A 26,734-nucleotide genomic window follows, 5' to 3' on the forward strand; every position below is an offset into this window, starting at 1 on the left:
AATTGTATTGTTTGCTGCTTTAATAACATCTAAAAAACGCTATAATTAAAGCTAAATATACGAAAAAAGGAGCAGAAAAACTAAGTTTTCTACTCCTTAAATTATTGCAATTGTTATTTAAAGGACTTTTTCAGTGCCCTCAAAAATTCAAGGCATTTTGTTTTTCATAGCAAATTTTCCCTTTGTATTAGAACGCTAACTTTACTGTTAGTTCAAACTCGTCGTTGATAGTTTTGTCTCCTAAGTCAGAGAAGAAACTTCCTGAACCATATTTGATATCATATTTAGTTCTGTCTACTTTTAAAGTAGTTGAGGCTGTGCTAGCACCAACAGTTAAATCAAATTTGATTGGGTGTGTAATTCCTTTGATAGTTAAATCAGCAGTTACAGCGTAAACTCCTTTACCTTTTTCACCAATAGATTTGAAAACTAATGTAGCTGTTGGGAATTTTTCAACACCAAAGAAATCATCAGATTTTAAGTGACCATCTAAGTTTGCTTTTCCTTTTCCGTCTAAGTCAGTTGTATTAATTGTAGACATGTCAACTGTAAAGTTTCCTCCTACTAATTTTTTTCCTTTGAAAATTAAAGTTCCTTCTTTTAAAGTAATTGTACCTTCGTGAGAACCTGTTACTTTTTTACCAACCCAGTTGATGGTACTTTTTGAAGCATCTACTTTTTTACCAGTTTGTGCAGTAGTTGCAAATGATACGAAAGCTACAAGAGCTAAAGCGATTGATTTGAAATTTTTCATGTTTAAAATTGTTTTAAATGTTAATGGTTATAATTAAATAGTAATAAATAATTCTTGTTTTGGTTTTCTCACTTTTGCATAGTGTTGCGTTGCGTCTTCTTCATGACGGTATCCAACAGCTGCTACTAATGAAGCATTTAATCCTAATTCGTTTAGTCCTAAGATTTCGTTGTATTGTTCTGGTTCAAAACCTTCCATTGGAGTAACATCGATTTTTAATTCGGCTGCAGCGTTCATTAGGTTGGCTAAAGCTAAATATGTTTGTTTTGAGGTCCAAACAGCTTTTTGCTCAACAGGTAATGGTACAATTTTAGATTTCATAAAGTCTGAATAACCTTTTAAATCCTCAACAGACAATCCTCTTGTAGCTGCAATATTGTTTACGTATTCGTCAATATGACTATCTTGAACATCCACAACGTTAGCAAATACAAATAGGTGAGAAGCCTCAACAATTTGTGATTGTCCCCAAGAAACTGGTTGTAATTGCGCTCTAACTTCTGGATTTTCAATAATGAATACTTTGTATAACTGTAAACCATAAGAAGACGAACTCAATTGAATTGCATCTTTTAAAGTTTCTAAATCTGATGCAGATACTTTTTTAGTTGCATCGAATTTTTTTGTGGCATAACGCCATTTTTGATTCTCTATAAAATGACTCATAGTAAATTTTGGGTTTTTAATTTCTAAATTTTTCTAGCAATTCGTTTAATAATTCTAATTCTGCAACGGTCAAATTTTGAGAAAAAGAGCGCTCGTGAGCTTCCACCAATGGATCTAATTGCAATAAAAGTTCCAAACCTTTCTCCGTAATGGTAATTTCCATCTTACGGCGATTGTTTGGGCAAACTTCTCGAAGCACTAATTCTTTTAATAACAATTTGTCAACTAAACGTGTGGTGTTACTGGTTTTCGCAATCATGCGTTCTTGTATCATAGACATGTTAGCAGGCTTTCCTTTCTGACCTCTTAAGATGCGTAACACATTAAATTGTTCAGGGGAAAGGTCAAATGGTTTTAACAGCTCATTAAACTTTTCCGAAATGACATTTTGAGTGTACATTACATTCAGTAATGTTTTCTTCTCTAATGCCATTGGCGAGTTTGGTTTTATGATTTCTTCTATTCTCATTTGATGTTGTAAAATTTGTATGTACAAATGTAGTTAACTATTTTATTTGTATGTACAAATGTTTGGTAAATTTTTGTTAAAGTTTTAAAATTGCATTTTTTGATAGTACTTTTGGAAAAAAAAGATACAATGACAAACTTAGATCAAAATACATGGTGGAGCCAGTTTTCGCATGATGAAAACGGAGTTATAGTAGATGTTCGTACTGAAGATGAATTTAACGATGGTTATATTCCAGGTGCGATTAACATTGACATATATAAAGGACAAGGTTTTATCTATAGAGTAGAGGAGTTAGATAAATCGAAAAACTATTATGTGTATTGTGCCGCTGGTGTACGTAGTGCCAACGCTTGCAACGCCATGGAGCAATTAGGTTTTGAGAACACTTTTAACTTATTAGGTGGTTTTTCTAATTGGGAAGGACCAACAGAATAAAATAAATCCGCTGAAGAGCGGATTTTTTATCCTATAAAACAATGTTCGCGATGATATTCTAAATATTCAATATGTTTTGATTCAATATTTACTAGTTTAACTTCTGGGCTTATATTTAGTATTTTTAAATCCTTATCTTCAAGAAAACTTGAAATTTTAATTTTTCCTTTATTGTCAAAATTGATATATCCCTTATCAAATAGTTTATCATAATTAGGTAAAAGTAACAAGCCATTATATACATCTAATCTCTCAAAATTATCAGATTTTTTCCAAGGTTTTATATGAGATGCTACTAATAGGTTTAATTTATCCAGTTTGGTTATTGAACAACCAGACCAATACTCAATCAATTGGTTTCTAAATTTTCCTTGACCAATCCTCGATAATGTTAAATTTTGTTTTTCAGTAATTGTAAAAATATCACTATTATTTATTTCTTTAATTTCTGTATCAACATCAATTGAGTTTTTTGTATAAAAGTCTTCTTTTACAAATTTTAAATATTTATTTAAGGCAGATTTGAAATTACTAATATCTTTATCTTTTGAATAATAATTTCTTTCATTTTTAATTATACTTTCAACATTGATAATATTTTTTATTACATCTTCATCAATTGTATTATCAATTTTGTGATACTGAGATAAAAACCTCAACCAAGAGATATAGTTAGTTCTTGTGTTTTTGTTTAAAACTTCAACATCAGTCAAAAAATTAAAAAATTCAGATTCTGAATTTAAATAATCAAAAATATTACTCTTCATCAATTTTGAAAATTAAATTTAATTTCTCGTGAATTATGTCTTGAAACTCAAATTCATTATGCTCATTTGTGTCAGTTTCATCTTTAATTAGATTATTTTCAACAAAAGCATCAACAATATTCATAGCTATTTCTCTAACATCATCATTTGTCAAGTTATGAGAAATCTTAAGTCTAGAAATTAAATTATCCATAATAAATAATTTTATAATTATTCCAAATATAACAAAAATTAATCCCAACAAAAAATCCGCTTTTCAGCGGATTCTCTTATGTCAATCGTTTTAATTTACTTTTATCTAAAAGTTTGATTTTCTTTCCAATCAACTCAATATATTCAGATTTGTTCAATTCGGAAAGCAAACGAATACAACTTTCTGTAGCAGTTCCAATCATTCCGGCAAGTTCTTCTCTTGATAATTGGATGCGTAAAGTACCATCTTCGTTTTTACCAAAGGTTTCCTCTAAGTAAATTAAAGTTTCGCCTAAACGTTGGCGAACCGTTTTTTGTGCCATGTTGACCATGTGATCATCGGCTCCTTTTAAATCATCGCAAATAGTGCGCATCACATTCATTGAAAACTGATTGTTCTGTGTAAAAAACTGCATGACTTCGCTTCTTGGAATAAAACAAACTTCCATATCTTCAAGCGCCACTGCACTCAAATTAGCAGGTTCGTCACTAATCATCGAACGTTGGCCTAATAATTCGCCAGGTTTTACTAATTTTACAATTTGGTCTTTCCCGTTATCACTTAATTTAGATAATTTACAAACTCCGTCTTTGATACAGTAAATTCCATTAGTTACTTCTCCTTCTTCAAAGATTGGTTCCCCTTTTTTTATAGTGTAAGATGTTTTGCATTCGGCCATACGAATTAATTCATCTTTATTTAAGGCTTTTAATGAACTAAATTGCCTCACAATACACTGTTCGCATTTACCCATAGTAAGATTTTGTTTAATGTGTTTACAAAATTACAAAAATGTATGACAATTATCATATTTTGAGTTACTTTTATATAAGACATTTGTCACAGGTAAAATGAGCAAATTTATGGACGCAGAAAATTGTTTCCATTGTGGTAATGAAATTCTAAAAAAAGACGAGATTGTATTTGATGAAAAGAAGTTTTGTTGCAATGGTTGTAAGACCGTTTACGAGATTTTTAGTCAAAACGATCTAACGTGTTATTATGATTTTCAGGCAGCACCCGGCGCCACTCCACAAGACATTCAGGGCAAATATGACTTTTTAGACAATGAAGAAATTGTTACTAAATTATTGGAATTCCAAGAGCGTACAACACACATTGTTTCACTCTACATTCCTCATATACATTGTAGTTCGTGTATTTGGATTCTGGAAAATCTACAAAAGCTTCAACCAGGAATAAGTACTTCGCAAGTTAATTTTGGCGAAAAGAAAGTCCGAATTACGTTTAATTCCGAACAAACTTCTTTAAAAGATATCGTCTATTTATTGAGTTCGATTGGTTACGAACCTTATATCTCTTTAGAAAATTTTGATGAAGGCAAGAAAAAAATCGACCGAACTTTAATCTTTAAAATTGGAGTAGCGTTTTTCTGTTTTGGAAATATCATGCTGCTTTCGTTTCCCGAATATTTTGAAGTAGAAGAATATTGGATTGACCAATACCGCGGATTTTTCCGTTGGTTGATTTTCGGATTATCGCTTCCTACATTTATTTATTCGGCTTCTGGATATTACGTTTCCGCTTGGAAAAGTATGAAATCAGGATTATTGAATATTGATATTCCAATTGCTTTAGGAATTGTGGTGATGTTTGTAAGAAGTACGGTCGATATTGTTTTCGATTACGGACAAGGATTCTTCGATAGTATGGCTGGGTTGATTTTCTTTATGTTATTAGGAAAGTTATTTCAGAAGAAAACTTACGATTTCCTTTCATTTGAACGCGATTATAAATCGTATTTTCCAATTGCAATTACAAAGGTTTTACCAAAAGGAGATGAAGAATCAGTTCAAGTATATGATATCCAAAAAGGAGATCGATTATTAATTCGTAATCAAGAGTTAATTCCGGTAGATGGGATTTTAATTTCCGAAAAAGCCTCTATCGATTACAGTTTCGTAACAGGTGAAGCCGTTCCAATTGAGAAAAAATCAGGCGATAAAGTCTTCGCCGGCGGAAAACAAATGGGGAAAGTCATTGAAATGGAAGTTTTATTTTCGGTTTCCCAAAGTTACTTAACTCAATTATGGAGTAATGATGTTTTCCAAAAACGCGTAGAACAACAACATAAAACCATTACCGATAAAATTAGTCGTTATTTCACGCCAGCTTTATTGGCTTTAGCGGTCGTTTCATTTACGTATTGGATTTTCATTGATGTTCAAACCGCTTTTAATGTTTTCACTGCGATTTTGATTGTAGCTTGTCCGTGCGCTTTGGCATTAACGGCTCCGTTTACATTAGGAAATGTATTACGAATATTAGGTAATCGAAAATTATATTTGAAGAATGCTTTAGTTGTAGAACAATTAGCCAAAGTAGATACGATTGTTTTCGATAAAACCGGAACGATTACAACCAATAAAAAAACAGCAATAACTTACGAAGGAACGGAATTAAACGCATCCGAATTAAGATTATTAAAGAACGTTTTACGAGGTTCAAATCATCCGTTAAGTAGAAGGTTATACGATTTCATTCCAAATCAAGAAAAGGTAGAAACTACAAGTTTTGAAGAAATCATTGGAAAAGGAATTTTTGCAGAAATTGAGGGGAATACGGTAAAATTAGGTTCGTCACAATTCCTTAAAACCTTGACCGAAAACACGCATAAGAAAACCAAAGTGCATGTGGAAATCAATGGCGTTTATAAAGGAAGTTACGTATTCAATAATCAATACAGAAAAGGTTTAGAGGAATTGTTTTCCGATTTGGCTAAACATTACAATTTGGTTGTTTTATCTGGTGATAATGATGGTGAAAGAAGAATTTTAGAGAAAATGTTGCCTTCGAAAACGACTTTAGTTTTCAATCAAAAACCCGAGCAAAAACTACAATACATTGAACAATTACAAAAAGAAGGTAAAAATGTAATGATGGTAGGGGATGGGTTAAACGATGCTGGCGCATTAGCACAAAGTAACCTGGGATTATCTATTTCTGAAAATGTAAATGTGTTCTCGCCAGCTTGTGATGGGATATTAGATGCAACACAATTCGATAAAATTGCCTTTTTTATGCAGTATTCTAAGAATGCAATGAAGACGATTTATATGAGTTTTGGACTTTCTTTATTATATAATGTTGTAGGACTAAGTTATGCCGTAACTGGAGCTTTAGATCCTATTGTAGCAGCTATTATAATGCCGCTCAGTACAATAACAATTGTAAGTTTTGTAACAATTCTTACAAATTTGTATGCTGGAAAGAAATATTTTTATTAATTTTAAGAAAATTTTAATACATGATAAAAGTCATGTTTTATAAAAACGAGTGGAAGTAACTTTGTTAACACAATTTAAGGTATGAGTGTCATTTATTTATTAATCACAATTAGTATAGTAGTAGCGATTGTCTTTTTAGGTGCTTTTATAAAAGCAGTTAAAAGTGGACAGTACGATGATGACTATACACCATCGGTCAGAATGTTATTTGATGATGAAATAGTGAAAAAAGAAAATCCTAACAAATTAATACAAACAGAAAAACAAAAATCAATCTAATTATGGAGAAGCAACAATTTTATTACGACAACAAAATTGTAAGGAATTTCCTCTACGCTAGTATAGTCTTTGGTGTAGTAGGGATGTTAGTGGGGCTTATTTTAGCTTTCCTATTTTTGTTTCCAAACTTAACCAGCGGCATATCGTTTTTAAGTTTTGGACGCTTAAGACCTTTACACACCAATGCGGTTATTTTTGCCTTCGTTGGAAACGCAATGTTTGCTGGTATTTATTACTCAATGCAGCGTTTATTAAAAGCAAGAATGTTTAGCGACCTTTTGAGTAAAATTCATTTTTGGGGTTGGCAGTTAATTATAGTTGCTGCAGCCATTACTTTACCATTAGGTTATTCTACTTCTAAAGAATATGCCGAATTAGAATGGCCAATCGACATTGCAATTGCTCTTATTTGGGTAGTTTTTGGTATCAATATGATTGGAACCATTATTAAAAGAAGAGAACGTCATATTTATGTAGCTATTTGGTTTTACATTGCAACATTTGTAACAGTTGCGGTACTTCACATCTTTAACAGTTTAGAACTACCTGTTTCGTTATCAGGAATGAAATCATATTCAATTTATGCAGGTGTTCAAGATGCTTTAGTACAATGGTGGTACGGACACAATGCGGTAGCATTCTTCTTAACTACACCATTTTTAGGAATGATGTATTACTTCGTACCTAAAGTAGCAAATCGCCCTGTATATTCTTATAGATTATCAATTATCCACTTTTGGTCGTTAATCTTCATTTATATTTGGGCTGGACCTCACCACTTATTATATACTGCACTACCAGATTGGGCTCAAAATTTAGGAGTTGTATTTTCTGTAATGTTACTTGCTCCATCTTGGGGTGGTATGATTAATGGATTATTAACTTTAAGAGGAGTTTGGGACAAAGTTCGTACTGATGCTGTATTGAAATTCTTCGTAGTGGCAATTACAGGTTATGGTATGGCTACTTTTGAAGGACCAATGTTATCATTGAAAAACGTTAATGCTATTGCGCACTTTACGGATTGGATTATTGCTCACGTTCACGTTGGTGCTCTTGCTTGGAATGGTTTCTTATCATTTGGTATGATCTATTGGTTAATCCCAAGAATGACAAAAACGAAATTATTCTCTGAAAAATTAGCAAATTTCCATTTCTGGATTGGTACTTTAGGTATTATTTTATATTCGCTTCCAATGTATGTAGCTGGTTTTTTACAAGCTTCTATGTGGAAACAGTTTAAACCAGACGGTGGTGCTTTACAATATGGAAACTTCCTTGAAACAGTAACAGAAATAATGCCAATGTATTGGATGCGTGCTATTGGAGGTACATTATATCTTACAGGAGTTATTGTATTAGTGTACAACATTATTAGAACAGTTAGACAAGGTTCTCCAGTAGAAAACGAATTAGTAGAAGCTCCAGCTTTAGCTGTAATTTCTCCAAACCGTTTAAAAGGTGAAAAATTACACTCTTGGTTAGAAAGAAAACCAGTTCAATTCATGTTATTGACTACAGTTGCTATTTTAATTGGAGGTTTAATCCAAATTTTACCAACGATTTTAGTAAAATCAAATATTCCAACAATAGCAGCAGTTAAACCTTACACACCACTTGAATTAGAAGGTAGAGATTTATACATCCGTGAAGGTTGTGTGGGATGTCACTCTCAAATGGTTCGTCCGTTCCGTTCAGAAGTGGAACGTTATGGAGATTATTCTAAAGCAGGAGAATTCGTTTACGACCATCCATTCTTATGGGGTTCTAAACGTACTGGACCAGATTTAGCTCGCGAAGGTGTTAAAGGAAAACCATTTAATGGAGGTAGAGATGATGTATGGCATTTTAACCATATGTACGATCCCCAAGGATTAAATGAAAAATCAATTATGCCAAGATACCAATGGTTAATTAAAAATGAATTAGATAATTCAACTATTCAAGACAAAATGAGAACCATGGTAACTTTAGGAGTTCCTTATTCTGAAGCAGATATTAATAATGCTCTTAAACATATGGACGAACAAGCAAGCAAAATTGAAGCAAACTTGTTAGCGAACCCTGATATTAAGAAATCTTTTGGTGGAAACACAACATCAAAATTAAAAGATAGAGAGATTGTAGCGTTGATTGCATACTTACAAAGATTAGGTACTGATACTCAAGTTAAAAAATAAAAGTTATGCTAAAGTTCATTAAACATAATTTGGAAACTATTGCAGGAGTAGATATTTATCCAATCATTTCGTTGACTATTTTCTTTACAGCGTTTGTATTGTTCACAATTTGGGCATTTACTTACAGCAAAGAAAAAATCAAAGAAATTAGCGAAATGCCTTTAAACGACGAATAGTTATAAAATTAGAATAAAAGAGCGACTAAAACAACCATGATGTTTTGTAATTTTTGGGTAGTTTCATGGTTGTTTAGGTTCTCATAACATAAAAAATTTCAATTCATGAAAAAATTAATTCCATCATACGTAAGAGTTCCATTACTGTTTGCAATAGTATTTGCAGCTTTGGAATATTTTATCGACTCAGGAGACAAGCCAGCCTTTATAAAGTTTCCTATGGTAGCTTTATTTTTAGGAGTATTCCTATTTTTATTAATCGCAATCGAAATTGTAATCGACGCTGTTGATAAAGTAACCTATCATTTATTAACAGATGAGCAAAAAGAACAATTAGCAAATGCACAATCGGTTTCTTTTACTGAAAGTAAATGGTACCAAAATATCGTTAGTAAATTAACTCGCTCTAAAGAAATTGAAAGAGAAGAAGATATCATGTTAGATCACGACTACGATGGTATCAAAGAGTTAGACAATGTTCTACCACCATGGTGGGTATATTTATTCTATGGAACTATTATTTTTTCGGTAATATATTTAGTAAGATTTCATGTTGTGGGAGATTATACACAAACAGAAGAATTTAATAAAGAAATTGAATTAGCTGAATTAGAAAAATCGAAATTACCAAAAGATGCATCAGAAGAAATAAGTTATGAAACAGTTGTTGCTGTTACTGATGCTGAAAGTTTAGCAAAAGGTAAAGAAATTTTCAACAACGCTTGTGCGGCTTGTCATAAAGCAGATGGTGGAGGTTTAGTCGGACCGAACTTAACCGATAAGCATTGGATTAATGGAGGAGGTATCAAAAATATTTTCAAGCTTATATCAGAAGGAAGTAAAAATAATCCGTCAATGGTTGCTTGGAAGTCTAATTTATCTGCAAAAGATATTCAAAGTGTTGCAAGTTATATTCTAACTTTAGAAGGTTCTAATCCTCCTGGAGCAAAAGCCGCTGAAGGAGAAATATGGACAGAAACTGCAGCTCCAGCAGCTGAAGCAGTAGTAGACTCTACTAAGGTAGAAGCTCCTGCAGGAAAATAAAAATAGTAAAAAAGGTTTTGGGAAATTCTCAAAACCTTTTTTAAACTAAAAATTACATAATTATGTCAAATTTACCAGACGAAAGTTTTAGAGATACCATTGCAACAATTAATGCGGAAGGGAAAAGAAATTTTATTTATCCTAAAAAACCTTCTGGACCATTTTACGATAAAAGAAAGTTATTGAGTTATTTTCTTTTGGTTTTTTTAATAGCTTCTCCTTTTATTAAAATTCATGGAAATCAATTTTTGATGTTTAATGTACTGGAAAGACGTTTTAGTATTTTCGGATTTGCATTTTGGCCTCAAGACTTTCATTTGTTTGTGATTTCAATGATTGTTGGAGTAGTTGGCTTGACGTTGTTTACAGTGGCTTTTGGACGTATTTTTTGTGGTTGGTTTTGTCCGCAAACTATTTTTATGGAAATGGTTTTCAGACGTATCGAATATTGGATTGATGGAGACAGAGGGGCTCAAATGCGATTAGAAAGACAAAAATGGGATGCTGAAAAAATAAGAAAAAGAGTTACAAAATGGACTATCTTTTTTATTTTTTCATTCTTCATTGCTAACGTTTTCTTAGCGTATTTAATTAGCAGCGATGAACTTATCAAAATGATTACTGAAGGACCAGCAAATAATTTAAGTACGTTAATTGCCTTATTAATTTTTACAGGTGTTTTCTATTTTGTGTTCGCTTGGTTTAGAGAGCAAGTTTGTATTATCGCTTGTCCTTACGGAAGAATGCAAGGGGTTTTATTGGATAACAAATCCATTAATGTTACTTATGATCACGTAAGAGGAGAAGGTACAAACGGAAGAAAAAAATGGAGAAATGGTGAAGATAGAACCGCATTAGGTCACGGAGATTGTATCGATTGCAACCAATGTGTAGTAGTTTGTCCAACTGGAATTGACATTCGTAATGGTACTCAGTTAGAATGTATTAACTGTACCGCTTGTATTGATGAATGTGATACCGTTATGGAAAAAGTAGGATTACCAAAAGGATTAATCCGCTATGCTAGTGAAGACGAAATCGTTAATAAAGAAAAGTTTAAGTTAACCCTTCGAATGAAAGGTTATATCGCTGTTTTAACTTTGTTAGTAGGCGTTTTAATCGGAATGTTGTTCTTACGAAATGATGTAGAAGCCAATTTCTTACCAATGTCAGGACAATTGTTCCAACACAACGGAGAAAACATTCGTAACTTCTATACTTATAAAATTGTCAATAAAACTGAACAGGAATTTGACCAAGTAACGGTTAAAATTGTCAATTACAAAGGAGAAATAAAATTAGTGGGAAGTCCAGTAATTAAGGTGCCAAAACAAGGTTTAGTAAGCGGAACATTATATATTGATATTCCAGAAAACTCATTACAAGAAGAAAAAGTTCATTTAAAATTGGAATTATATAATGGAGATAAATTGATTGAAGAAACATCAACTAATTTCCAAGGACCAAGAAACTTTAATTAAAAAAATACAGCTATGAAATCGCCACTAAAAAATTGCGTAAGCAAACACCAATAATTTAAAAGGCGATACCATATGTTACCAATGATAAATAAAATTTAAACATATGAAATTTAATTGGGGAACCGGAATCGTTATTGCTTTTGCACTTTTTATGACCTTCATTTTATCTTATGTATTTAAAGTACAATCTAATGATAAATATGATCATGAATTAGTGGTAGAAGACTATTACAAAAAAGAAGCAACGGTTCAAGGCGATATTGAGAAACAAGAGAATGCGAATGCTTTAACAAATAAAGTAACTATTGAAAAATCAGCAGAAGGAATGAAAATTCAATTTCCAGCTGATTTTGATTATTCAAAAATAAATGGAAAAGTGTCCTTATACAGACCGTCAAGTCAGAAATTAGATTTTGAAATTCCGATTTCACTATCTAGTCCACATTTGCTCATACCTAAAAGTAATTTGGCTGGCGGTCTTTGGGACATTTCTATCGATTGGGAATACGATGGTGTGAAGTATTTGAACAAAGATTCATTTAGAATCGAATAATTTCTTTCTTTTGACTTTGAACTTGTTCTTGGATTTGATCTTGAATTTGAAATTTGTAATTAATGTTATACTCAGCTTTTATATTTGGTTTAATTAGTAGTTTTCACTGCATAGGAATGTGCGGTCCAATTGCTATGATGTTACCAGTAGATAGAAGCAATGAAGCTAAAAAAGTAACTCAGATAATTACGTATCATATAGGAAAACTAACAGCTTATGGTACATTAGGTTTAATTTTTGGACTTTTAGGAAGAACTTTCTATTTAGCCGGAATGCAACAACAACTTTCTATAATCGTTGGGATTTTAATGATTATGGTAGCGATAATTCCAGAACGAGTATTTGCCAAGTACAATTTTTCAAAACCAATTTATAGAATCATTACAAAAGTAAAATCGAGTTTAGGCCAACAGTTTAAAAACAAAAGCTACAAATCGTTATTCACAATTGGATTATTGAATGGTTTTTTACCTTGCGGAATGGTATATGTAGCACTTTTTGGAGCTATTGCTATGCAAAGTATTTCATTAAGTGTTTTGTATATGATTTTATTCGGAATAGGAACGATACCAATGCTTGCTGCTGTGGTTTATGTTTCAAATTTACTTTCTTTCTCATTTAGAGGAACGATTCAAAAAGCAATACCTTTAGTAGCGGTAATTATAGGAATGTTATTTATTATAAGAGGTTTAGGGTTAGATATTCCATATTTATCACCAAGTAATATGAGTTTATTTGTGCAACCCGAAGCCAATTGTCATTAAATATTTTAGTTAATAGGGGAAAAGAGTGATGAAGTTTTAGCTTTATCATTCTTTTTGTTTCATAAAAAAAGTCTCATCATTTATTTGATGAGACTTTTTTATTTTATATGCTTTGAATCTTAGTTTACAATAACTTTCTTAGTTGCAACAGCATTTTCAGAAGCCATTTGTACTAAATAAAATCCACTTGATAAATTATTTATTTTATAAGAATTATCAACTCGCGTAGGGTTTTTAATTTCTTGAATAATTTGTCCGTTGATATTATATAAAACAATTGATTTTAATTCCGTTTCAGATGAAATTGTAACTTCGTTGTTGATTGCAGGATTTGGGTAAATTGAAATGGCATTTTCTAAAGCAAAACTTTCAGATGATAATGCTGCACATTGTGCACTATATATTTGACATACATATTCTGGATGATCAATAAACGGATTTCTGTTGTTTTGTCTAGCATATATTGCATTATTTCTTGTAATCTCAAAAACACTTACAGGATCGTTATTATGCCATGTAATAAGCATATTTAAAAAAGGAGTTGTAAATACTTGATCAGAAGTTCCATTAAACATAACGTATGACCAACTAGCTAATTGATCTTGATAACGTGTTGCAAAATAAAAGTACATACGAGCTATATCACCTTTGAAAGCACTATTTGGTTCAAATACTTGACCAGTGTAACCAGCAATTGCACTTGATCCATGTTTTCCACCATTATTAGTTGTTGAAGAAACTACTGCAACATTTCCATGAGGATTATCACCACGATCACCATTTACTTTTTTATCAGTTGGAGTTACAAAATGTGCATCATGTCGCATTGGGGCTGCTTGACTAAAAATAGATTGAGGAACAATATGTTCTCTATTATAAACATCACATTCTGAACCTCCTCCAGAACCAGTATCCTGATCTGTGCCATATATAAAACCACATTCACCAGCACTACCTGTAGGGTTTTCAGTATACATGTCATAAATAGTATTGTCATTTTCATAACCTGTACCAGTAAAAACATCTCTATCTGAAGTTTGATAGGTAACCCATAATCCACTATAACCTAAATCAGTTTGATTCTTAATGATATTAAATAATTGTGTTTTTAATGCGTAACCAGTTCCTGTTGCAGTATTGTAATAACCAGCAGGAATTTGTGCCAAACCCATTAGTGAACACAATAAAAATGCTAATAAGGTAAAGTTCTTTTTCATAAACTATTTATTTTTTCTTTCTAATAATGCCATGTAAAATCCGTCGAAACCGCTTTCACTTGCTAAAACTTTTTGATCTTTGACAAATGTAAATTCTTTTCCAATCTCAGTGCTTAAGAAATGCTTAATTTGTTCTTGATTTTCTGAAGGTAATACCGAACAAGTAGCATACACTAATTTTCCACCTGGTTTTACAATTTTTGAATAATTTTCTAGAACTTCAGCCTGAACTTTTCGAATGTTATCGATAAACTCAGGTTGTAATTTCCATTTACTATCAGGATTTCTTTTTAAAACTCCTAATCCACTACAAGGCGCATCGATTAAAACTCTATCGGCTTTTTCGTGTAATTTTTTTATTGTTTTACTACTTTCAATAACTCTTGGTTCAATGTTGAAAGCACCGTTTCTTTTCGCTCTTATTTTTAATTGCTTTAATTTACTTTCATACAAATCCATAGCAATTAATTGGCCTTTATTTTCCATTAAAGAAGCCAAATGCAAGGTTTTTCCACCTGCACCAGCGCAAGTATCCACAACTCGCATTCCTGGTTGAACATCCAAGAAATAAGCCACTAGTTGAGAAGAAGCATCTTGTACTTCAAACAAACCATCTTTAAAAGCATCTGTTAAAAAAACATTAGCTCTTTCGGTTAAAATTAAAGCATCTGGATAATCTTTGTGAAACTCGGTTTCAATATTCAAATCCATTAAGATAGCTCTTAATTTTTCTTTGGTAGTTTTAAGTTTATTAACTCTTAAAATTACTTTTGCTTGTTCGTTTTGAGCTGCTAATTCTTTTGTCCAAGTTTCTTCACCTAATTCCTTAACACCCAATTCGTCCATCCAATCTGGAATTGACTCTCTGAATTTTCTAGTTTTGGTTAATTCGTCAAATTTTCCTTTGATTCTTCTAACCGGTGTATCTTCAAAATATTTCCAATCGGGTAGGGTGTAACCTCTTAATACTGCCCAAACGGCAAATATTCTCCAAATTTTATCTCTATCAAAAGGTTCTTTAACCTCTGCAATTTCAGTGTATAAACGTTTCCATCTTACGATTTCGTAAATGGTTTCTGCTACGAATTTTCTATCGTGACTTCCCCAACGTTTGTCTTTTTTAAGTGCTCTAGCAACCACTTTATCAGCGTATTCACCTTCGTTAAAAATCGCCATTAGCGAATCGATTGTTGTGAATACTAAATTTCTATGTAATCTCATTTTTTATTTTAAATCATCCCGAGAATTCGGGATGCAAAGATACGAATTAAAATAAAAAAAGCTGTCAATTTTGACAGCTTTAATATTTATCCTCTTCCGTTTCCTCTTCCTTCGGAACCTCTTGAGTTTGAATTGCCTCGTGGAGCGCTATTTCTTGGTTGTGAATTACCTCTTGAAGAACCTCCCCTGTATTCCGAATTTCCTCTGTTTCCTGAACTTGAAATAGTTCCTCTTTCTCTAGAAGAATTACCTCTGTTTTCAGAATATTCTCTTCCACCATTTGATCTTGGACCTTCATTTCGACCTCTATTTTCTGTAGTTACTCTTGGAGATTTTCCTCTGTTTTCAGTAACAACTCTTGTACCAGAATTTCCTCTTGTTCCGTTATTTCTTGGGTTACTTGTTTCAGTTCGAGTTCTTGGTGTAGTTCCTTTAAATTCTCTTGTTTCACGATTTCCTCTTGGTGAGTTTGAAGTCATTTCACTTCTATTTCGTGGCGTGTTGATATTTCTTCTTGAATCTAATTCATGTCGGTTTGAATATCCTGAATTTCTATGTGCGAAGGAACGATTTGGATGCATTCTTTCGTAACCATTTCCTCTTCTTCCATAATAATTGTTATAAACGGAAGCACATCTTCTGTGTGAAACATAGTGATAACTGTGACCAAAATTGATATGAACATGAATGTGATTTCTGTATCTAAAAATTGGGAAAGGATTCCAATAATAGTAATAACTTGGATAATAACCCCAATACCAAGATGAATAATACGGACGATAATTACTTACCCAAAAAGTAGTGTAAATCACCGGAGTATGCACATAAACAGGTTCGTAAATATAATTAGCACCATACATGTAAACGTCACCCACAACTTGTACTTGTACTCGATTGTTTCGGTCTCGTTCTACTTCAATGGTTGCCACATCTTGAAAAACATCTTTTTCTAAAACCGCTTGAACCACAACTAAATGCACGTTTCCTTCAACCGTTTCAATAACTCTTAAATAATCGACATAATTATCGTTATTCAAATCTAAATTAGAGATTTGAGTTTTAGGATCATTCAATCTTCTTTCAAAATCTTCCAAATCTTTTGCATCACCAAAAACAGTTGCAACCGCTCTTAAGTCTAAGTTGTCACTGATATCCGAATTTTTTGCTGTAACCGTAGTTTTTTCTTGAGCAAAAAGAGAACCTATCGTCAATGAAGCCAGTAAGCTCAGATGTATCAATTTCGTTTTCATAATATATTCGTTTTAAGGTTCTTATTTCTATTTTTGAATAACCAATTACTGTACCAAAGTTTTTTAACCGCAATTAACTTGTTGATTTTTAAATGTTTGAAAAATATGTTTTTCCTTTGCAACATTTCCATTATATTTGAAAATAAAACCTATCCAATGAAGAAGATTTATTTATTTCTATTATTTATAAGTATTTCAGCAATAGCTCAAAATAAAAAATTTAATTCAGAGGTAATTCTCGAAACGAAATTGAGTTGTAGAGCTATTTTAGTTGACGATGAAAAAGTGTGGATGGGAATGGATAAAGGCCGTTACGGATTTTACGATAAAAAGAAAGATAGCACTATTATAAAAGAAATTAAATACGTTGCAAGAACTACCGAATTTAGAAGCATTGCAGGAACCAAAGAAGCTATTTTTGTTTTATCTGTTGGAAATCCAGCGATGTTGATTCGTATTGATAAGAAAACCTTGGAAGAAACAGTTGTTTATAAAGAAGAACACGAAAAAGTGTTTTACGATAGTATGCAATTTGTAGATGATTTAAACGGATTTGCCATGGGTGATCCAATAGAAAACTGTTTAGCATTTATAAAAACTAAAGATGGAGGCAAAACGTGGCAAAAAGTAAATTGTGATATTCTACCAAAAGTTTCAGAAGGTGAAGCCGCTTTTGCAACAAGCAACACGAATTTGACTATAAAAGGGAAATCGATTTTTATGGTTTCTGGTGGAAAGAAATCGAGAGTTTTTGTTTCTAAGGATTTTGGTGGTTCTTGGAAAGTTTATGAAACTCCAATTGTTCAAGGCGAGGAAATGACAGGAATTTTTACAGCTGACTTTTACAATGAAAAAATCGGAATTATTGCAGGAGGAAATTACATGAAGCAAGATCAAAATTGGGCAAACAAAGCCATTACTAAAAATGGTGGTAAAACTTGGAAATTAATTGCTGATAAAGAAGCTTTTGGTTACGCTTCTTGTGTGCAATTTGTCCCAAATAGTAAAGGGAAGAAATTCATTTCTGTTGGTGGAACCGGAATGTTTTATTCGGATGATTTTGGTAAAAGTTGGACAAAATTCTCTGATGACAAAGATTTTTTCACTTTTAGATTTGAATCTGATAAAGTGTTTTATGCTACCGGAAGAAATAAGTTGGTTCGATTTCAAATGGAATAAAAAAAAGCGTTCAATTGTTGCTGAACGCTTTTAAAATTTTATAACTAACCTCTTCTTTTTTCGCGCATTTGTTTTAATAATTCTCTATTAAAATCTTCTTCGGCTTTTTTAAGTTTGATGATTTTCTTAGCGCTAATTACACCTTGTAAATCTTTGATGAATTTCTTCTTTAAATTGAATAAATCTTCTTCAATTTTTTCCATTTGTGCTAATGAATTAGAAGCATCTTTTTCGCTTAATTTTTCAACATTTCCAGGCTTGAATCGGTCTAAAATGGCTCTCATTTTTTCATGACGTAGTTCCGACTGTTTTTCATCGAAGGCATTATAAATAGGCCAAAATTTTTGAGCTTCTTCTGTAGTTAATTCTAATTGCTCGGTAATGTAAGCTACTTTTAGTGCTTTTACTTTTTCTCTTTTTTCTTTAAAACCTTGTGAAAATGACAATGAAGCAACTAAAAGAAATATAATAGGAAATATGATTTTCGTTTTCATAATGGGTAAATTTATTCGTTAATATAATAATCTAAGTTTTCCGATTCGGAAAGATAATCTTCAAAAGCATCAGGATTTGATTCGTTTAAAGATAAATTTTTCTCTAATGCTATAATATCGTCATCGGTTAAGTGTTTTGATAATTCTGTTATTCCAACATTTTGCTGTTGAACTAAATAATTTTCAATAGTAGAAGCATCTAAATTACTTTCACTTGCCATATTGAAGTAAACAGGAATTGCAATCGCGATTAAAAAAACAGCAGCAATAGCGCTTATCCAAACTTGTTTTCTGTAGAATAAGGAAACCACTTTTGTTTCTTTCTCTACCGGGATTTGTGCCATCATTTTAGCTTCGAATTGCTCAAAGTAATTTTCTGGAACTTTAAATCCTGATTTTATTTCGTTTTTATTTTCTAAATCAAAAGGTTTCATATCTATTGGACAAAAATTATTGTTAAAGGTTTAATGTGAATGTAAAAAATCTTCAATTTTTTTAACAGCAATGTGATAACTCGCCTTTAAAGCACCTACCGAAGTTTCTAGAATTTCCGACATTTCTTCGTATTTCAATTCTTCAAAATAGCGCATTTTAAAAACCAATTGTTGCTTTTCAGGCAAAGTAGCGATGGCTTTTTGTAATTTCAGTTGAATTTCATCGCCATCAAAAAAAACATCACTTTCTAGTTTATTCACGGCTTTTTGTTGGGCTTCTTCGTTTGAAATTCCTTGTTTCTTTGCTCGTTGTTGCATAAAAGTAATGGCTTCATTAGTTGCAATTCGGTACATCCAAGAATACAATTTACTATCGCCTTTAAAATTTTTTAGATTTCCAAATACTTTTATAAACGTGTTTTGTAGTACATCATCAGCATCATCGTGACTCAAAACCATGTTTCTTATATGATAATACAAAGGTTTTTGATACAATTGCAATAGCTTTCGAAACGCTTCATTTTGCGTTTTCGGGTTTAGTAATTCGGAAATGAAAGCTTTTTCGTCTTGCAAAATGCTGAATTTGATTATAAGACTAAAGATATTCAAAAAGGTTTAATTTTAATTTTTGTTTTAGTAAAAAAACGAGTTTCCCTTTGTAACTTTGCTTTGTTGAAACAACTGATATTATGAAAGATTTAAGCAATTATAGAAAATCATACGAAAAGAGCGAGTTATTGGAAAACCAAATTCCGGAAGATCCAATTAATTTATTCCATCGATGGTTTTACGAAGCCGAAGAGTTAAATGCAGCCGAAGAAGTGAATGCGATGACCGTAACTACAATTGGTTTAGATGGTTTTCCAAAGGCGCGTGTAGTATTGCTTAAAAAGTTTAATGAAGAAGGTTTTATTTTTTACACCAATTATAATTCGGAAAAAGGAAAAGCTATTTTGAATAATCCGAATGTTTGTTTGTCTTTCTTTTGGCCGATTGTAGAGCGTCAAATTATTATTAAAGGAATTGCAGAAAAAACTCCGGAAAATGTTTCCGATAATTATTTTGCATCGCGACCTGATGGAAGTAAATTAGGCGCTATTGTTTCACCACAAAGTGAAGTCATTCCGAGTAGAGAGTTTTTAGAGGATAATTTGAAAGCATTAGAAAAAGAGTGGGAGGGAAAAGAAATTTTGCGTCCAGCTCATTGGGGTGGTTTTTTAGTGCGACCTGTAGAAGTGGAGTTTTGGCAAGGAAGACCGAATCGATTGCATGATAGAATTCGCTATCAATTAAATAATGATTACAATTGGAAAATAGAGCGATTATCTCCTTGATAATCAATATTTTATAAATATCTTTTAAATTCCTAAGTTTTTTAACTTGGGATTTTTTTATTCCTGTAAGCAAAGTTTTAAGTAATTGATATTCAAATGTTTAAAACGTTAAATTTTGATGCATTTCATCGATTTTTTTTGCATGTTATCGATGTTTTTGTACATTTGTCCTGTTAATCAAACACTTAATCGATTTTTAGTATTTGTTAACACAACAACAACTGAATAAAAAATACTCTACTTATGAAAAAAATGATCAACTCTCTGGCTCTAATTTTCACAATTGTTTCTTTAACTTCTTGTTCTTCTGAAAGCGAAGGCGTAAATGAACCAGTTGAAACAGCGAAAAGCTATACTCATAATGCTAATGAATTAGAATTATTAGATAAAGTTAATGAATACAGAGTTTCAATAGGTTTAAATCCATTGGAAATTATTGAACATATTTCTTATAAATCTTCAGAACACAATAATTATATGTTAGCTACTCAAACAGTTACTCATGAAGGTTTTGATCAAAGAAAAGAAAATTTACAAAACGTTTTAGGTGCTTTTCGTGTGGGAGAAAATGTAGCTTTTGCTTATGCTACGGCTCAATCAACTGTAAATGCATGGATAAATAGCCCAGGTCATAAAGCCAATTTAGAAGGCGATTATACACATTTTGGAGCTTCTATTAGAATGGATGACCAAGGGAAAAAATACTACACTAATATGTTTATTAAAAAATAAAGATTTCATGTTTGTTTATAGAAAAAGCAGCTGTTTTGAGAGAAATAGCTGCTTTTTTGTTTGATATTTTTTTAAAGTAATTTAATTTTTTTAGATTAATACTTTACACACTTACAAGAATTTACAGTAAATAAACCTCCCTTGTTACAACAAGAATAATATCCAGATTGGCAAGAAACAGAACAACCAGTTGATTGACCAGAACCTCCACTACTTACACTACAAGATGTTGAGCCAGTTCCTCCACTATCACATGAAGTACCTGCATCTGCGTCCTCTAAATATTTAAAAATACTTGGTTGTTCCTCTATAATATTTAATTTAATTTTTGATTTAGCAAATTCATTTCCTTTTTCGAACCACATATGTACAATACCACTACCATAAGCTTCTAAAGTTTTTTTATTGGTTCTAATTTCTTTAAATTCCTTAATTATGATACTAGATTCTAATTTTTCTTTAACTCCTATAAAAAATGCCTCACTTTTTGAATCTAATATAATGCTATGATCTAGGAATGTAATTTTTGAATATTCGTTTTCCAATTTTAATTTTGAATCGGTTTCTTGTAATATAAAAATATGTTTGGTATCAACAGTTTCGGTATAAATGACCAACTCATTATTAGAATTAAGCCAAGTCTTAATTTTGCCTTTTAAAGCAATTGAGTTTTCATATTTTGAATAATCTAAATCACTTTTCTCAGTTTCTGTTTTTACAGCTAAAGAGCTTTCAGAATTTTTATCATCTTCATTGCAAGAAATTAATACAAAAAATAATAAAGTTAATGTTGAAGCTATTAAAAATTTTTTTTTCATAAAATTATTTATTCAAATTAACACCTACTATCTTTTTTGGGTATCTGTTCGGCTTATTTACCCCTTTACAAGAAATACAAATATTAGAATACTAATCGTTTCATTCGATACTTACTTTGAATCAAAGTTTAGTAAGCTATCTTTTGATAACGTTTTGGTGTTTCTTATAAATATATAGGGGATTTAAAACTTAAAATTAATTAATTATAAACTTAAAAGCAAATTTTTAAACTAAAAAAGCAGCTATTACATGAATAACTGCTTTCCAAAAAATGATATAGATATGTGTGTAGGTTACATTTTTAGTACGATAAATTCGCTTCGTCTATTTTTTTGATGTTCTGCTTCACTACATGGAACGTCATTGGAACAATTATTTACTAATTGTGTTTCTCCATATCCTTTTGCTGTTAATCGGTTTCGGTTAATACCGTTTTTAACAATAAACTCTAAAGTAGATTTTGCTCTTCTGTCTGATAATAATTCATTGTATTTGTGAGTTTGTCTACTATCGGTATGCGAACGTATATCAATTGTCATGTTTGGATATTGGTTCATAACAGCAATGATTTTTTCTAAATCTTCTGCAGCGTCTGGTCGAATGTTCCATTTGTCTAAATCGAAATAAATAATACTAACATCTAATATTTTTGCTAAATCGGTTCCTACTTCGACAGGGAAGATATTTCGTTTTAATTCGATATCTAATTTAGATTCACCTGTTTTAGTTACTGGACCAAATGATTTTTCAGTAGTTTCATATTCTTCTTTTGATGCTCTCACGTAGTATTTTTTATTACATTCAATTTTAAAAGAATAAACTCCTTTATCTGAAGAAATGGTTTCACTTATTTTATTCATTTTATCATCAAAAAGAATCACTTTTGCATTTGGCAGAATCTCTTTTGTATCTATATCAGTAATTAAACCTGATAATGTATGGGTGCAAACAGTAAAGGTGTAAATGTCATCAAAACCAGATCCTTCATCTCTGTTTGATGAGAAAAATCCTAAACCATCTTTATTGGTAACGTAACCAAAATCGTCCATTGGACTGTTTAATGGTTTACCAACATTTACAGGTTTTTCAAAAGAATTACCATTAGCTTTAGCTTCAAAAATATCAAGTCCACCAAGTCCAGGATGACCATCTGATGCAAAAAATAAATTATTATCAGCATCAACGAAAGGGAAGGTTTCTCTTCCTTCTGTATTGATAGTTGGACCTAAATTTTCTGGTGTTCCAAATTTTCCGTTACTATCAATTGACACTTTATATAAATCTGAATTTCCAAAACTACCTGGCATATCCGATGCAAAATACATTGTTTTTTCATCTGGACTTAAAGCAGGATGTGCGGTTTTGTAATTGTCATTTGAAAAAGGGACTTCTTTTATGTTTGTCCATTCACCATTGACTAATTCGGCTTTGTAAATTTTTTCCATGATAACTTTGTCATCACTTTTTCGTTTTTTGCCATCGTTGTAGTTGTTTCGGGTAAAATACATGGTTTTGCCATCTTTGGTGAAGACAGGTGAGGACTCGTTGTATTTGGTATTCACAGTTTTAGAAAAGTTTTCAACACTTCCTAATTTTCCTTCGTTATCAATTGAAGCAACGAATAAATCTGTGAAATTTTGTTTTGTCCAATCGTGAATTTTGGAGTACTGATTGCCTTCGCTTCTTGAAGAGGTGAATACAATTTGTTTACCAAAAAAGGATGGCCCGTAGTCAAAGAATTCCGAATTTACATCGGTTTTATCCATAGTGTATTTTCCAGAAACGGCATCAATATCAGATAAATAATTCTTATTTTCTTGAAATAATTTAGCTCTAGTATCGTTTGTTTTTTGAGCAAATAATTCCATGTACTGATTTGATTTTTCGTAATTCCCTTCCGCTTTTAAAGCTTGTGCATATCTGAAATAATACTCCGAGTCTACTTCTTGATTTAGGGCAAAAAGTTCACCATACCATTTAGAGGCTTTATCTAATTCACCATTGAAATAATAAGCGTTCCCTAATTTTTCGAATAATTCAACCGATTTATATCCTTTTTCGGCCACTTTCTCATAAATTTCGATTGCATCTATATAGGAATATTTATCGTATTTTTTGTCCGCTTTGTTTAGCTTAGACCCTTGTGCAAAAGCACCAATTGTGATACTTAAGACGAATACTAGTGTGTATAATGTTTTCATAATCGGAAAATTTAAAAGAATCTTGGAGCTGAAACTCTACTTCTATTGAAAAATTCATATCGAAGGAATATCTCGTGCGAACCTGAATTGTAGTTAGCAAGTTTGGATGTCTCTAAATCATATCCATAACCAATAAACCAAGAATCTGAAATTTGAAATCCAGCTAAAGCACTCACGGAAGCATCCCATCTGTAAGCCGCACCTAATGTTAGCTTATCGAAGAATAAGAAGTTTGCCGTTACATCAGCTTGCAAAGGAGCACCTTCTACAATTTTACTTAAAAGAGCAGGTTTAAAATCGATGTTTTCACTTAATGTAAACACATGTCCAGCAATAAAATAGAAGTGCATTTTTTCTTTTGTAATTTCAATATTATTGTCATTATATCGGTATGATTCGAAAAAATTCGGAACTGATAAACCAAAATAGGTCTTATCTGAAAAAAGGTATAATCCAGCTCCAACATTTGGTGAAAATTCGGTGTCCATGTTTTGAAATTGAGGGTCTGTAGGATCAAATACTCTTAACTTATTTACATCTAATTGAAATAAATTAGCTGTTCCTTTCAAACCTAAAGACAATTTATAATTTTCAGAAACTTGAATAAAATAAGCCAAGTCAACTGAAACTTCATTTTCAGAAACAGGACCAATTTCATCATTCACAAAATTTAATCCTATACCAAAATTGGAATCACCTAATGGAGAATTAATTGAAAAATTGTTTGTTACTGGAGCACCATCTAATCCAACCCACTGATTTCTATGTAATAAAAATGCAGTGATTGTTTCCCTAGATCCCGCATATGCTGGATTTACTAGAGAGGTATTGTACATATATTGAGTATATTGAGAATCCTGTTGCGAATAGCATATACTTTGTAAAATGAATGCACAAATTATAGTTAATATCGTTTTCATCTTGTTCGTATTTAAGTTGCTTTAATTTATTAACGGTTTAGGTATAAATATCCTGATCGATCGTGTTTCTTATTTTCTTCATCTGTATATTTCAGAATGTAAAAATAAGTTCCGTCGGGAAGAAGCTCATTTTTGTTAATGGTGTTTCTACCTTCAGATATTCCTTTGAACGATTTAAGATTATTATCATAACCTGTTTCGTCATAAACTAAAATTCCCCATCGGTTATAAATTTCTACTGTATTATCTGGATAACATTCTAAACCATCAATGAAAAAGAAATCATTTGAGTTGTCATCGTTTGGTGAAACCGCATTGTAAACTGTAATATCACAAGCAGGTAACACAATACAATCATCATTTACATTCAAATAGATTTCATAAATCATTGGACATGTATTATCCTCTAATTCTACTACATATTGTAAGGTATAATAACCTAAAGCCACATTGGTCGGATTAAAAATACTTCCAGTTAATCCACCTGAATTGGTAACTTCAAGCCATTCTCCTGTTGTAGGAATTGAATCGTCTAATATAGTAAATAAATCTATTGGATCATCTTCAATACAAATTGCATAAGGTATTGCATCGAAAGGTTCTTCAACACTTACATTTAAAGTTTGTGTGAAATTAGCTTCGTTTCCGCAATTGTCTGAAACTATCCATTCACGAACAATAACATATTGATAAATTGATATTATAGTTGATGTTTCATTATAAGTAACTTCTTGAACACCTGAACAATTATCTGTAAAAATTAATTGAGGAGGTTCTGGAATTTCAGAACATGAAACACTAATTTGAGAATCAATTGGGGTTGTAAGCACAGGCGGTGTAGTATCAAATACAGTAATCACTTGTGTGTAGCTTGTACTATTATTACAACTATCTGTTAATGTCCAAGTTCTGTTAATGATGTATTCCCCTTCACAATCGGATTCTTCTCTATCAATGTTATCGGTAACTATGATAGTGACATCACTACAATTATCAGTTCCCGTCATTATTGCAGGACTAGGAATTGCATCACAGGAAACAGAAATGTTTTGAGGTAATTCACTAGTAAATACAGGATCTGTGTCATCAACAATGGTGAAAGTTGCCGAAGTAGTAGAAGCATTTCCACAAGCATCCGTAGCAGTGAAAGTCACTGTTGCCGAACCTGTTGCTCCACAAGTATCGGATACCGAAGTAAAGTTATTGCTCCAAGTTACCGAAGAACAAGCATCGCTAGCTGAAGCGCCTCCGATAGAAGCCAACCAAGCGTTTAAAGCAGCTGTATTTCCTAAACCATCACATTGTACTGTTAAATCCGAAGCCTCAGTAGCAATCACAGGATCTGTATCATCAACAATAGTGAAAGTTGCTGAAGTAGTAGAAGCATTTCCACAAGCATCAGTAGCAGTAAAAGTTACTGTTGCCGAACCTGTTGCTCCACAAGTATCAGAAACTGAAGTAAAGTTATTGCTCCAAGTTACCGAAGAACAAGCATCGCTAGCTGAAGCACCTCCGTTAGAAGCTAACCAAGCGTTTAAAGCAGCTGTATTTCCTAAACCATCACATTGTACTGTTAAATCCGAAGCCTCAGTAGCAATCACAGGATTTGTATCATCAATAATAGTAAATGTTGCCGAAGTAGTAGAAGCATTTCCACAAGCATCCGTAGCAGTGAAAGTCACTGTTGCCGAACCTGTTGCTCCACAAGTATCGGATACTGCAGTAAAGTTATTGCTCCAAGTTACCGAAGAACAAGCATCGCTAGCTGAAGCACCTCCGTTAGAAGCCAACCAAGCATTTAAAGCAGCTGTATTTCCTAAACCATCACATTGTACTGTTAAATCCGAAGCCTCAGTAGCAATCACAGGATTTGTATCATCAATAATAGTAAATGTTGCCGAAGTAGTAGAAGCATTTCCAC

At 32.0% G+C, this 26,734-nt stretch carries 28 protein-coding genes; 12 read left to right on the forward strand and 16 right to left on the reverse strand.

What is annotated here, in order from left to right; translation table 11 throughout:
* Positions 1-187: 187 nt before the first annotated feature.
* Genes ACE3PD_RS10110 through ACE3PD_RS10120 form a run of 3 tightly spaced genes read right to left on the reverse strand, consistent with a single transcriptional unit; the run spans position 188 to position 1,889 of the window.
* Positions 188-754: a YceI family protein gene (locus tag ACE3PD_RS10110; protein WP_374402084.1), complete on the reverse strand. Its 567-nt coding sequence runs from the start codon at positions 752-754 to the stop codon at positions 188-190.
* Between the two features lie 33 nt (positions 755-787).
* Positions 788-1,420 (reverse strand): NAD(P)H-dependent oxidoreductase, encoded by a 633-nt coding sequence (locus tag ACE3PD_RS10115; RefSeq protein WP_374402086.1) that lies wholly within the window; start codon positions 1,418-1,420, stop codon positions 788-790.
* A gap of 16 nt (positions 1,421-1,436) precedes the next feature.
* On the reverse strand, positions 1,437-1,889 hold the full coding sequence (locus ACE3PD_RS10120) for a MarR family winged helix-turn-helix transcriptional regulator (protein WP_374402088.1): 453 nt from the start codon (positions 1,887-1,889) through the stop codon (positions 1,437-1,439).
* Positions 1,890-2,018: 129 nt separating this feature from the next.
* Between ACE3PD_RS10120 and ACE3PD_RS10125 the strand changes: the two genes are divergently transcribed.
* The gene (locus ACE3PD_RS10125; protein WP_374402090.1) at positions 2,019-2,327 is read left to right on the forward strand and encodes a rhodanese-like domain-containing protein; all 309 of its coding nucleotides are present in this window, start codon (positions 2,019-2,021) and stop codon (positions 2,325-2,327) included.
* A gap of 26 nt (positions 2,328-2,353) precedes the next feature.
* On the opposite strand, the gene ACE3PD_RS10130 is transcribed toward ACE3PD_RS10125, so the two are convergent.
* The 3 genes from ACE3PD_RS10130 to ACE3PD_RS10140 form a co-directional block, all read right to left on the reverse strand.
* A complete protein-coding gene (locus tag ACE3PD_RS10130) occupies positions 2,354-3,094 on the reverse strand; it encodes an HNH endonuclease (RefSeq protein WP_374402092.1) in 741 nt (246 codons plus the stop codon).
* Entirely contained in the window at positions 3,084-3,287 is a 204-nt protein-coding gene (locus ACE3PD_RS10135; RefSeq protein WP_374402094.1) for a hypothetical protein, read from the reverse strand. The genes ACE3PD_RS10130 and ACE3PD_RS10135 overlap by 11 nt, the downstream gene beginning before the upstream one ends.
* 76 nt (positions 3,288-3,363) lie before the next feature.
* Positions 3,364-4,041 carry a Crp/Fnr family transcriptional regulator gene (locus ACE3PD_RS10140; protein WP_374402096.1) on the reverse strand — a complete coding sequence of 226 codons (678 nt, stop codon included), beginning with the start codon at positions 4,039-4,041 and terminating at the stop codon, positions 3,364-3,366.
* 109 nt (positions 4,042-4,150) lie between these two features.
* On the opposite strand from ACE3PD_RS10140, the gene ACE3PD_RS10145 reads away from it, so the two are divergent.
* The 8 genes from ACE3PD_RS10145 (at position 4,151) to ACE3PD_RS10180 (ending at position 13,012) form a co-directional block, all read left to right on the forward strand.
* Positions 4,151-6,535, forward strand: coding sequence for a heavy metal translocating P-type ATPase metal-binding domain-containing protein (locus tag ACE3PD_RS10145; protein WP_374402098.1), 2,385 nt, complete (start codon positions 4,151-4,153; stop codon positions 6,533-6,535).
* 81 nt (positions 6,536-6,616) lie between these two features.
* The gene (gene ccoS / locus ACE3PD_RS10150; RefSeq protein WP_026726106.1) at positions 6,617-6,814 is read left to right on the forward strand and encodes a cbb3-type cytochrome oxidase assembly protein CcoS; all 198 of its coding nucleotides are present in this window, start codon (positions 6,617-6,619) and stop codon (positions 6,812-6,814) included.
* 2 nt (positions 6,815-6,816) lie between these two features.
* Entirely contained in the window at positions 6,817-8,994 is a 2,178-nt protein-coding gene (gene ccoN / locus ACE3PD_RS10155) for a cytochrome-c oxidase, cbb3-type subunit I (RefSeq protein WP_374402101.1), read from the forward strand.
* Positions 8,995-8,999: 5 nt separating this feature from the next.
* A complete protein-coding gene (locus ACE3PD_RS10160) occupies positions 9,000-9,170 on the forward strand; it encodes a cytochrome c oxidase subunit IV (RefSeq protein WP_026726108.1) in 171 nt (56 codons plus the stop codon).
* Between the two features lie 105 nt (positions 9,171-9,275).
* The gene (locus tag ACE3PD_RS10165; protein ID WP_374402104.1) at positions 9,276-10,214 is read left to right on the forward strand and encodes a cbb3-type cytochrome c oxidase N-terminal domain-containing protein; all 939 of its coding nucleotides are present in this window, start codon (positions 9,276-9,278) and stop codon (positions 10,212-10,214) included.
* A gap of 62 nt (positions 10,215-10,276) precedes the next feature.
* The gene (gene ccoG / locus ACE3PD_RS10170) at positions 10,277-11,695 is read left to right on the forward strand and encodes a cytochrome c oxidase accessory protein CcoG (RefSeq protein ID WP_374402106.1); all 1,419 of its coding nucleotides are present in this window, start codon (positions 10,277-10,279) and stop codon (positions 11,693-11,695) included.
* A 103-nt stretch (positions 11,696-11,798) separates the two neighbouring features.
* Complete coding sequence (locus tag ACE3PD_RS10175) at positions 11,799-12,248, forward strand: FixH family protein (RefSeq protein WP_374402108.1); 450 nt, start codon at positions 11,799-11,801, stop codon at positions 12,246-12,248.
* A gap of 62 nt (positions 12,249-12,310) precedes the next feature.
* Positions 12,311-13,012 (forward strand): sulfite exporter TauE/SafE family protein, encoded by a 702-nt coding sequence (locus tag ACE3PD_RS10180; protein ID WP_231843707.1) that lies wholly within the window; start codon positions 12,311-12,313, stop codon positions 13,010-13,012.
* Between the two features lie 119 nt (positions 13,013-13,131).
* Here ACE3PD_RS10180 and ACE3PD_RS10185 read toward each other — a convergent pair whose 3' ends face one another.
* From ACE3PD_RS10185 to ACE3PD_RS10195, 3 genes are all read right to left on the reverse strand, one after another.
* On the reverse strand, positions 13,132-14,229 hold the full coding sequence (locus tag ACE3PD_RS10185) for an endonuclease (protein WP_374402111.1): 1,098 nt from the start codon (positions 14,227-14,229) through the stop codon (positions 13,132-13,134).
* Between the two features lie 3 nt (positions 14,230-14,232).
* A complete protein-coding gene (locus ACE3PD_RS10190; RefSeq protein ID WP_374402113.1) occupies positions 14,233-15,450 on the reverse strand; it encodes an RsmB/NOP family class I SAM-dependent RNA methyltransferase in 1,218 nt (405 codons plus the stop codon).
* Between the two features lie 86 nt (positions 15,451-15,536).
* Positions 15,537-16,700, reverse strand: a complete 1,164-nt coding sequence (locus ACE3PD_RS10195) for a hypothetical protein (protein ID WP_374402115.1) — start codon at positions 16,698-16,700, stop codon at positions 15,537-15,539.
* A gap of 156 nt (positions 16,701-16,856) precedes the next feature.
* On the opposite strand from ACE3PD_RS10195, the gene ACE3PD_RS10200 reads away from it, so the two are divergent.
* Positions 16,857-17,879 carry a WD40/YVTN/BNR-like repeat-containing protein gene (locus ACE3PD_RS10200; RefSeq protein WP_374402117.1) on the forward strand — a complete coding sequence of 341 codons (1,023 nt, stop codon included), beginning with the start codon at positions 16,857-16,859 and terminating at the stop codon, positions 17,877-17,879.
* A gap of 44 nt (positions 17,880-17,923) precedes the next feature.
* Here the strand turns inward: ACE3PD_RS10200 and ACE3PD_RS10205 are convergent, their stop codons facing one another.
* Genes ACE3PD_RS10205 through ACE3PD_RS10215 form a run of 3 tightly spaced genes read right to left on the reverse strand, consistent with a single transcriptional unit; the run spans position 17,924 to position 19,380 of the window.
* Complete coding sequence (locus ACE3PD_RS10205) at positions 17,924-18,373, reverse strand: sensor of ECF-type sigma factor (RefSeq protein ID WP_374402119.1); 450 nt, start codon at positions 18,371-18,373, stop codon at positions 17,924-17,926.
* Positions 18,374-18,384: 11 nt separating this feature from the next.
* The gene (locus tag ACE3PD_RS10210) at positions 18,385-18,807 is read right to left on the reverse strand and encodes a hypothetical protein (RefSeq protein ID WP_374402122.1); all 423 of its coding nucleotides are present in this window, start codon (positions 18,805-18,807) and stop codon (positions 18,385-18,387) included.
* Positions 18,808-18,837: 30 nt separating this feature from the next.
* On the reverse strand, positions 18,838-19,380 hold the full coding sequence (locus ACE3PD_RS10215) for an RNA polymerase sigma factor (protein ID WP_374402124.1): 543 nt from the start codon (positions 19,378-19,380) through the stop codon (positions 18,838-18,840).
* Between the two features lie 116 nt (positions 19,381-19,496).
* On the opposite strand from ACE3PD_RS10215, the gene pdxH reads away from it, so the two are divergent.
* Both pdxH and ACE3PD_RS10225 read left to right on the forward strand, forming a co-directional pair.
* Positions 19,497-20,141, forward strand: coding sequence for a pyridoxamine 5'-phosphate oxidase (gene pdxH / locus ACE3PD_RS10220; protein WP_374402127.1), 645 nt, complete (start codon positions 19,497-19,499; stop codon positions 20,139-20,141).
* A gap of 243 nt (positions 20,142-20,384) precedes the next feature.
* Complete coding sequence (locus tag ACE3PD_RS10225; protein ID WP_374402129.1) at positions 20,385-20,873, forward strand: CAP domain-containing protein; 489 nt, start codon at positions 20,385-20,387, stop codon at positions 20,871-20,873.
* Positions 20,874-20,968: 95 nt separating this feature from the next.
* On the opposite strand, the gene ACE3PD_RS10230 is transcribed toward ACE3PD_RS10225, so the two are convergent.
* From ACE3PD_RS10230 to ACE3PD_RS10245, 4 genes are all read right to left on the reverse strand, one after another.
* Complete coding sequence (locus tag ACE3PD_RS10230) at positions 20,969-21,691, reverse strand: hypothetical protein (RefSeq protein ID WP_374402131.1); 723 nt, start codon at positions 21,689-21,691, stop codon at positions 20,969-20,971.
* 294 nt (positions 21,692-21,985) lie between these two features.
* Positions 21,986-23,893: an OmpA family protein gene (locus tag ACE3PD_RS10235; RefSeq protein ID WP_374402133.1), complete on the reverse strand. Its 1,908-nt coding sequence runs from the start codon at positions 23,891-23,893 to the stop codon at positions 21,986-21,988.
* Between the two features lie 11 nt (positions 23,894-23,904).
* Positions 23,905-24,813 carry a type IX secretion system membrane protein PorP/SprF gene (locus ACE3PD_RS10240; RefSeq protein ID WP_374402135.1) on the reverse strand — a complete coding sequence of 303 codons (909 nt, stop codon included), beginning with the start codon at positions 24,811-24,813 and terminating at the stop codon, positions 23,905-23,907.
* A 29-nt stretch (positions 24,814-24,842) separates the two neighbouring features.
* Positions 24,843-26,734, reverse strand: a 1,892-nt coding sequence (locus ACE3PD_RS10245) for a gliding motility-associated C-terminal domain-containing protein (protein ID WP_374402138.1), incomplete at its 5' end; no start/stop codon positions are given.

It is taken from the genome of Flavobacterium sp., assembly GCF_041911335.1.
Taxonomy (GTDB): domain Bacteria; phylum Bacteroidota; class Bacteroidia; order Flavobacteriales; family Flavobacteriaceae; genus Flavobacterium.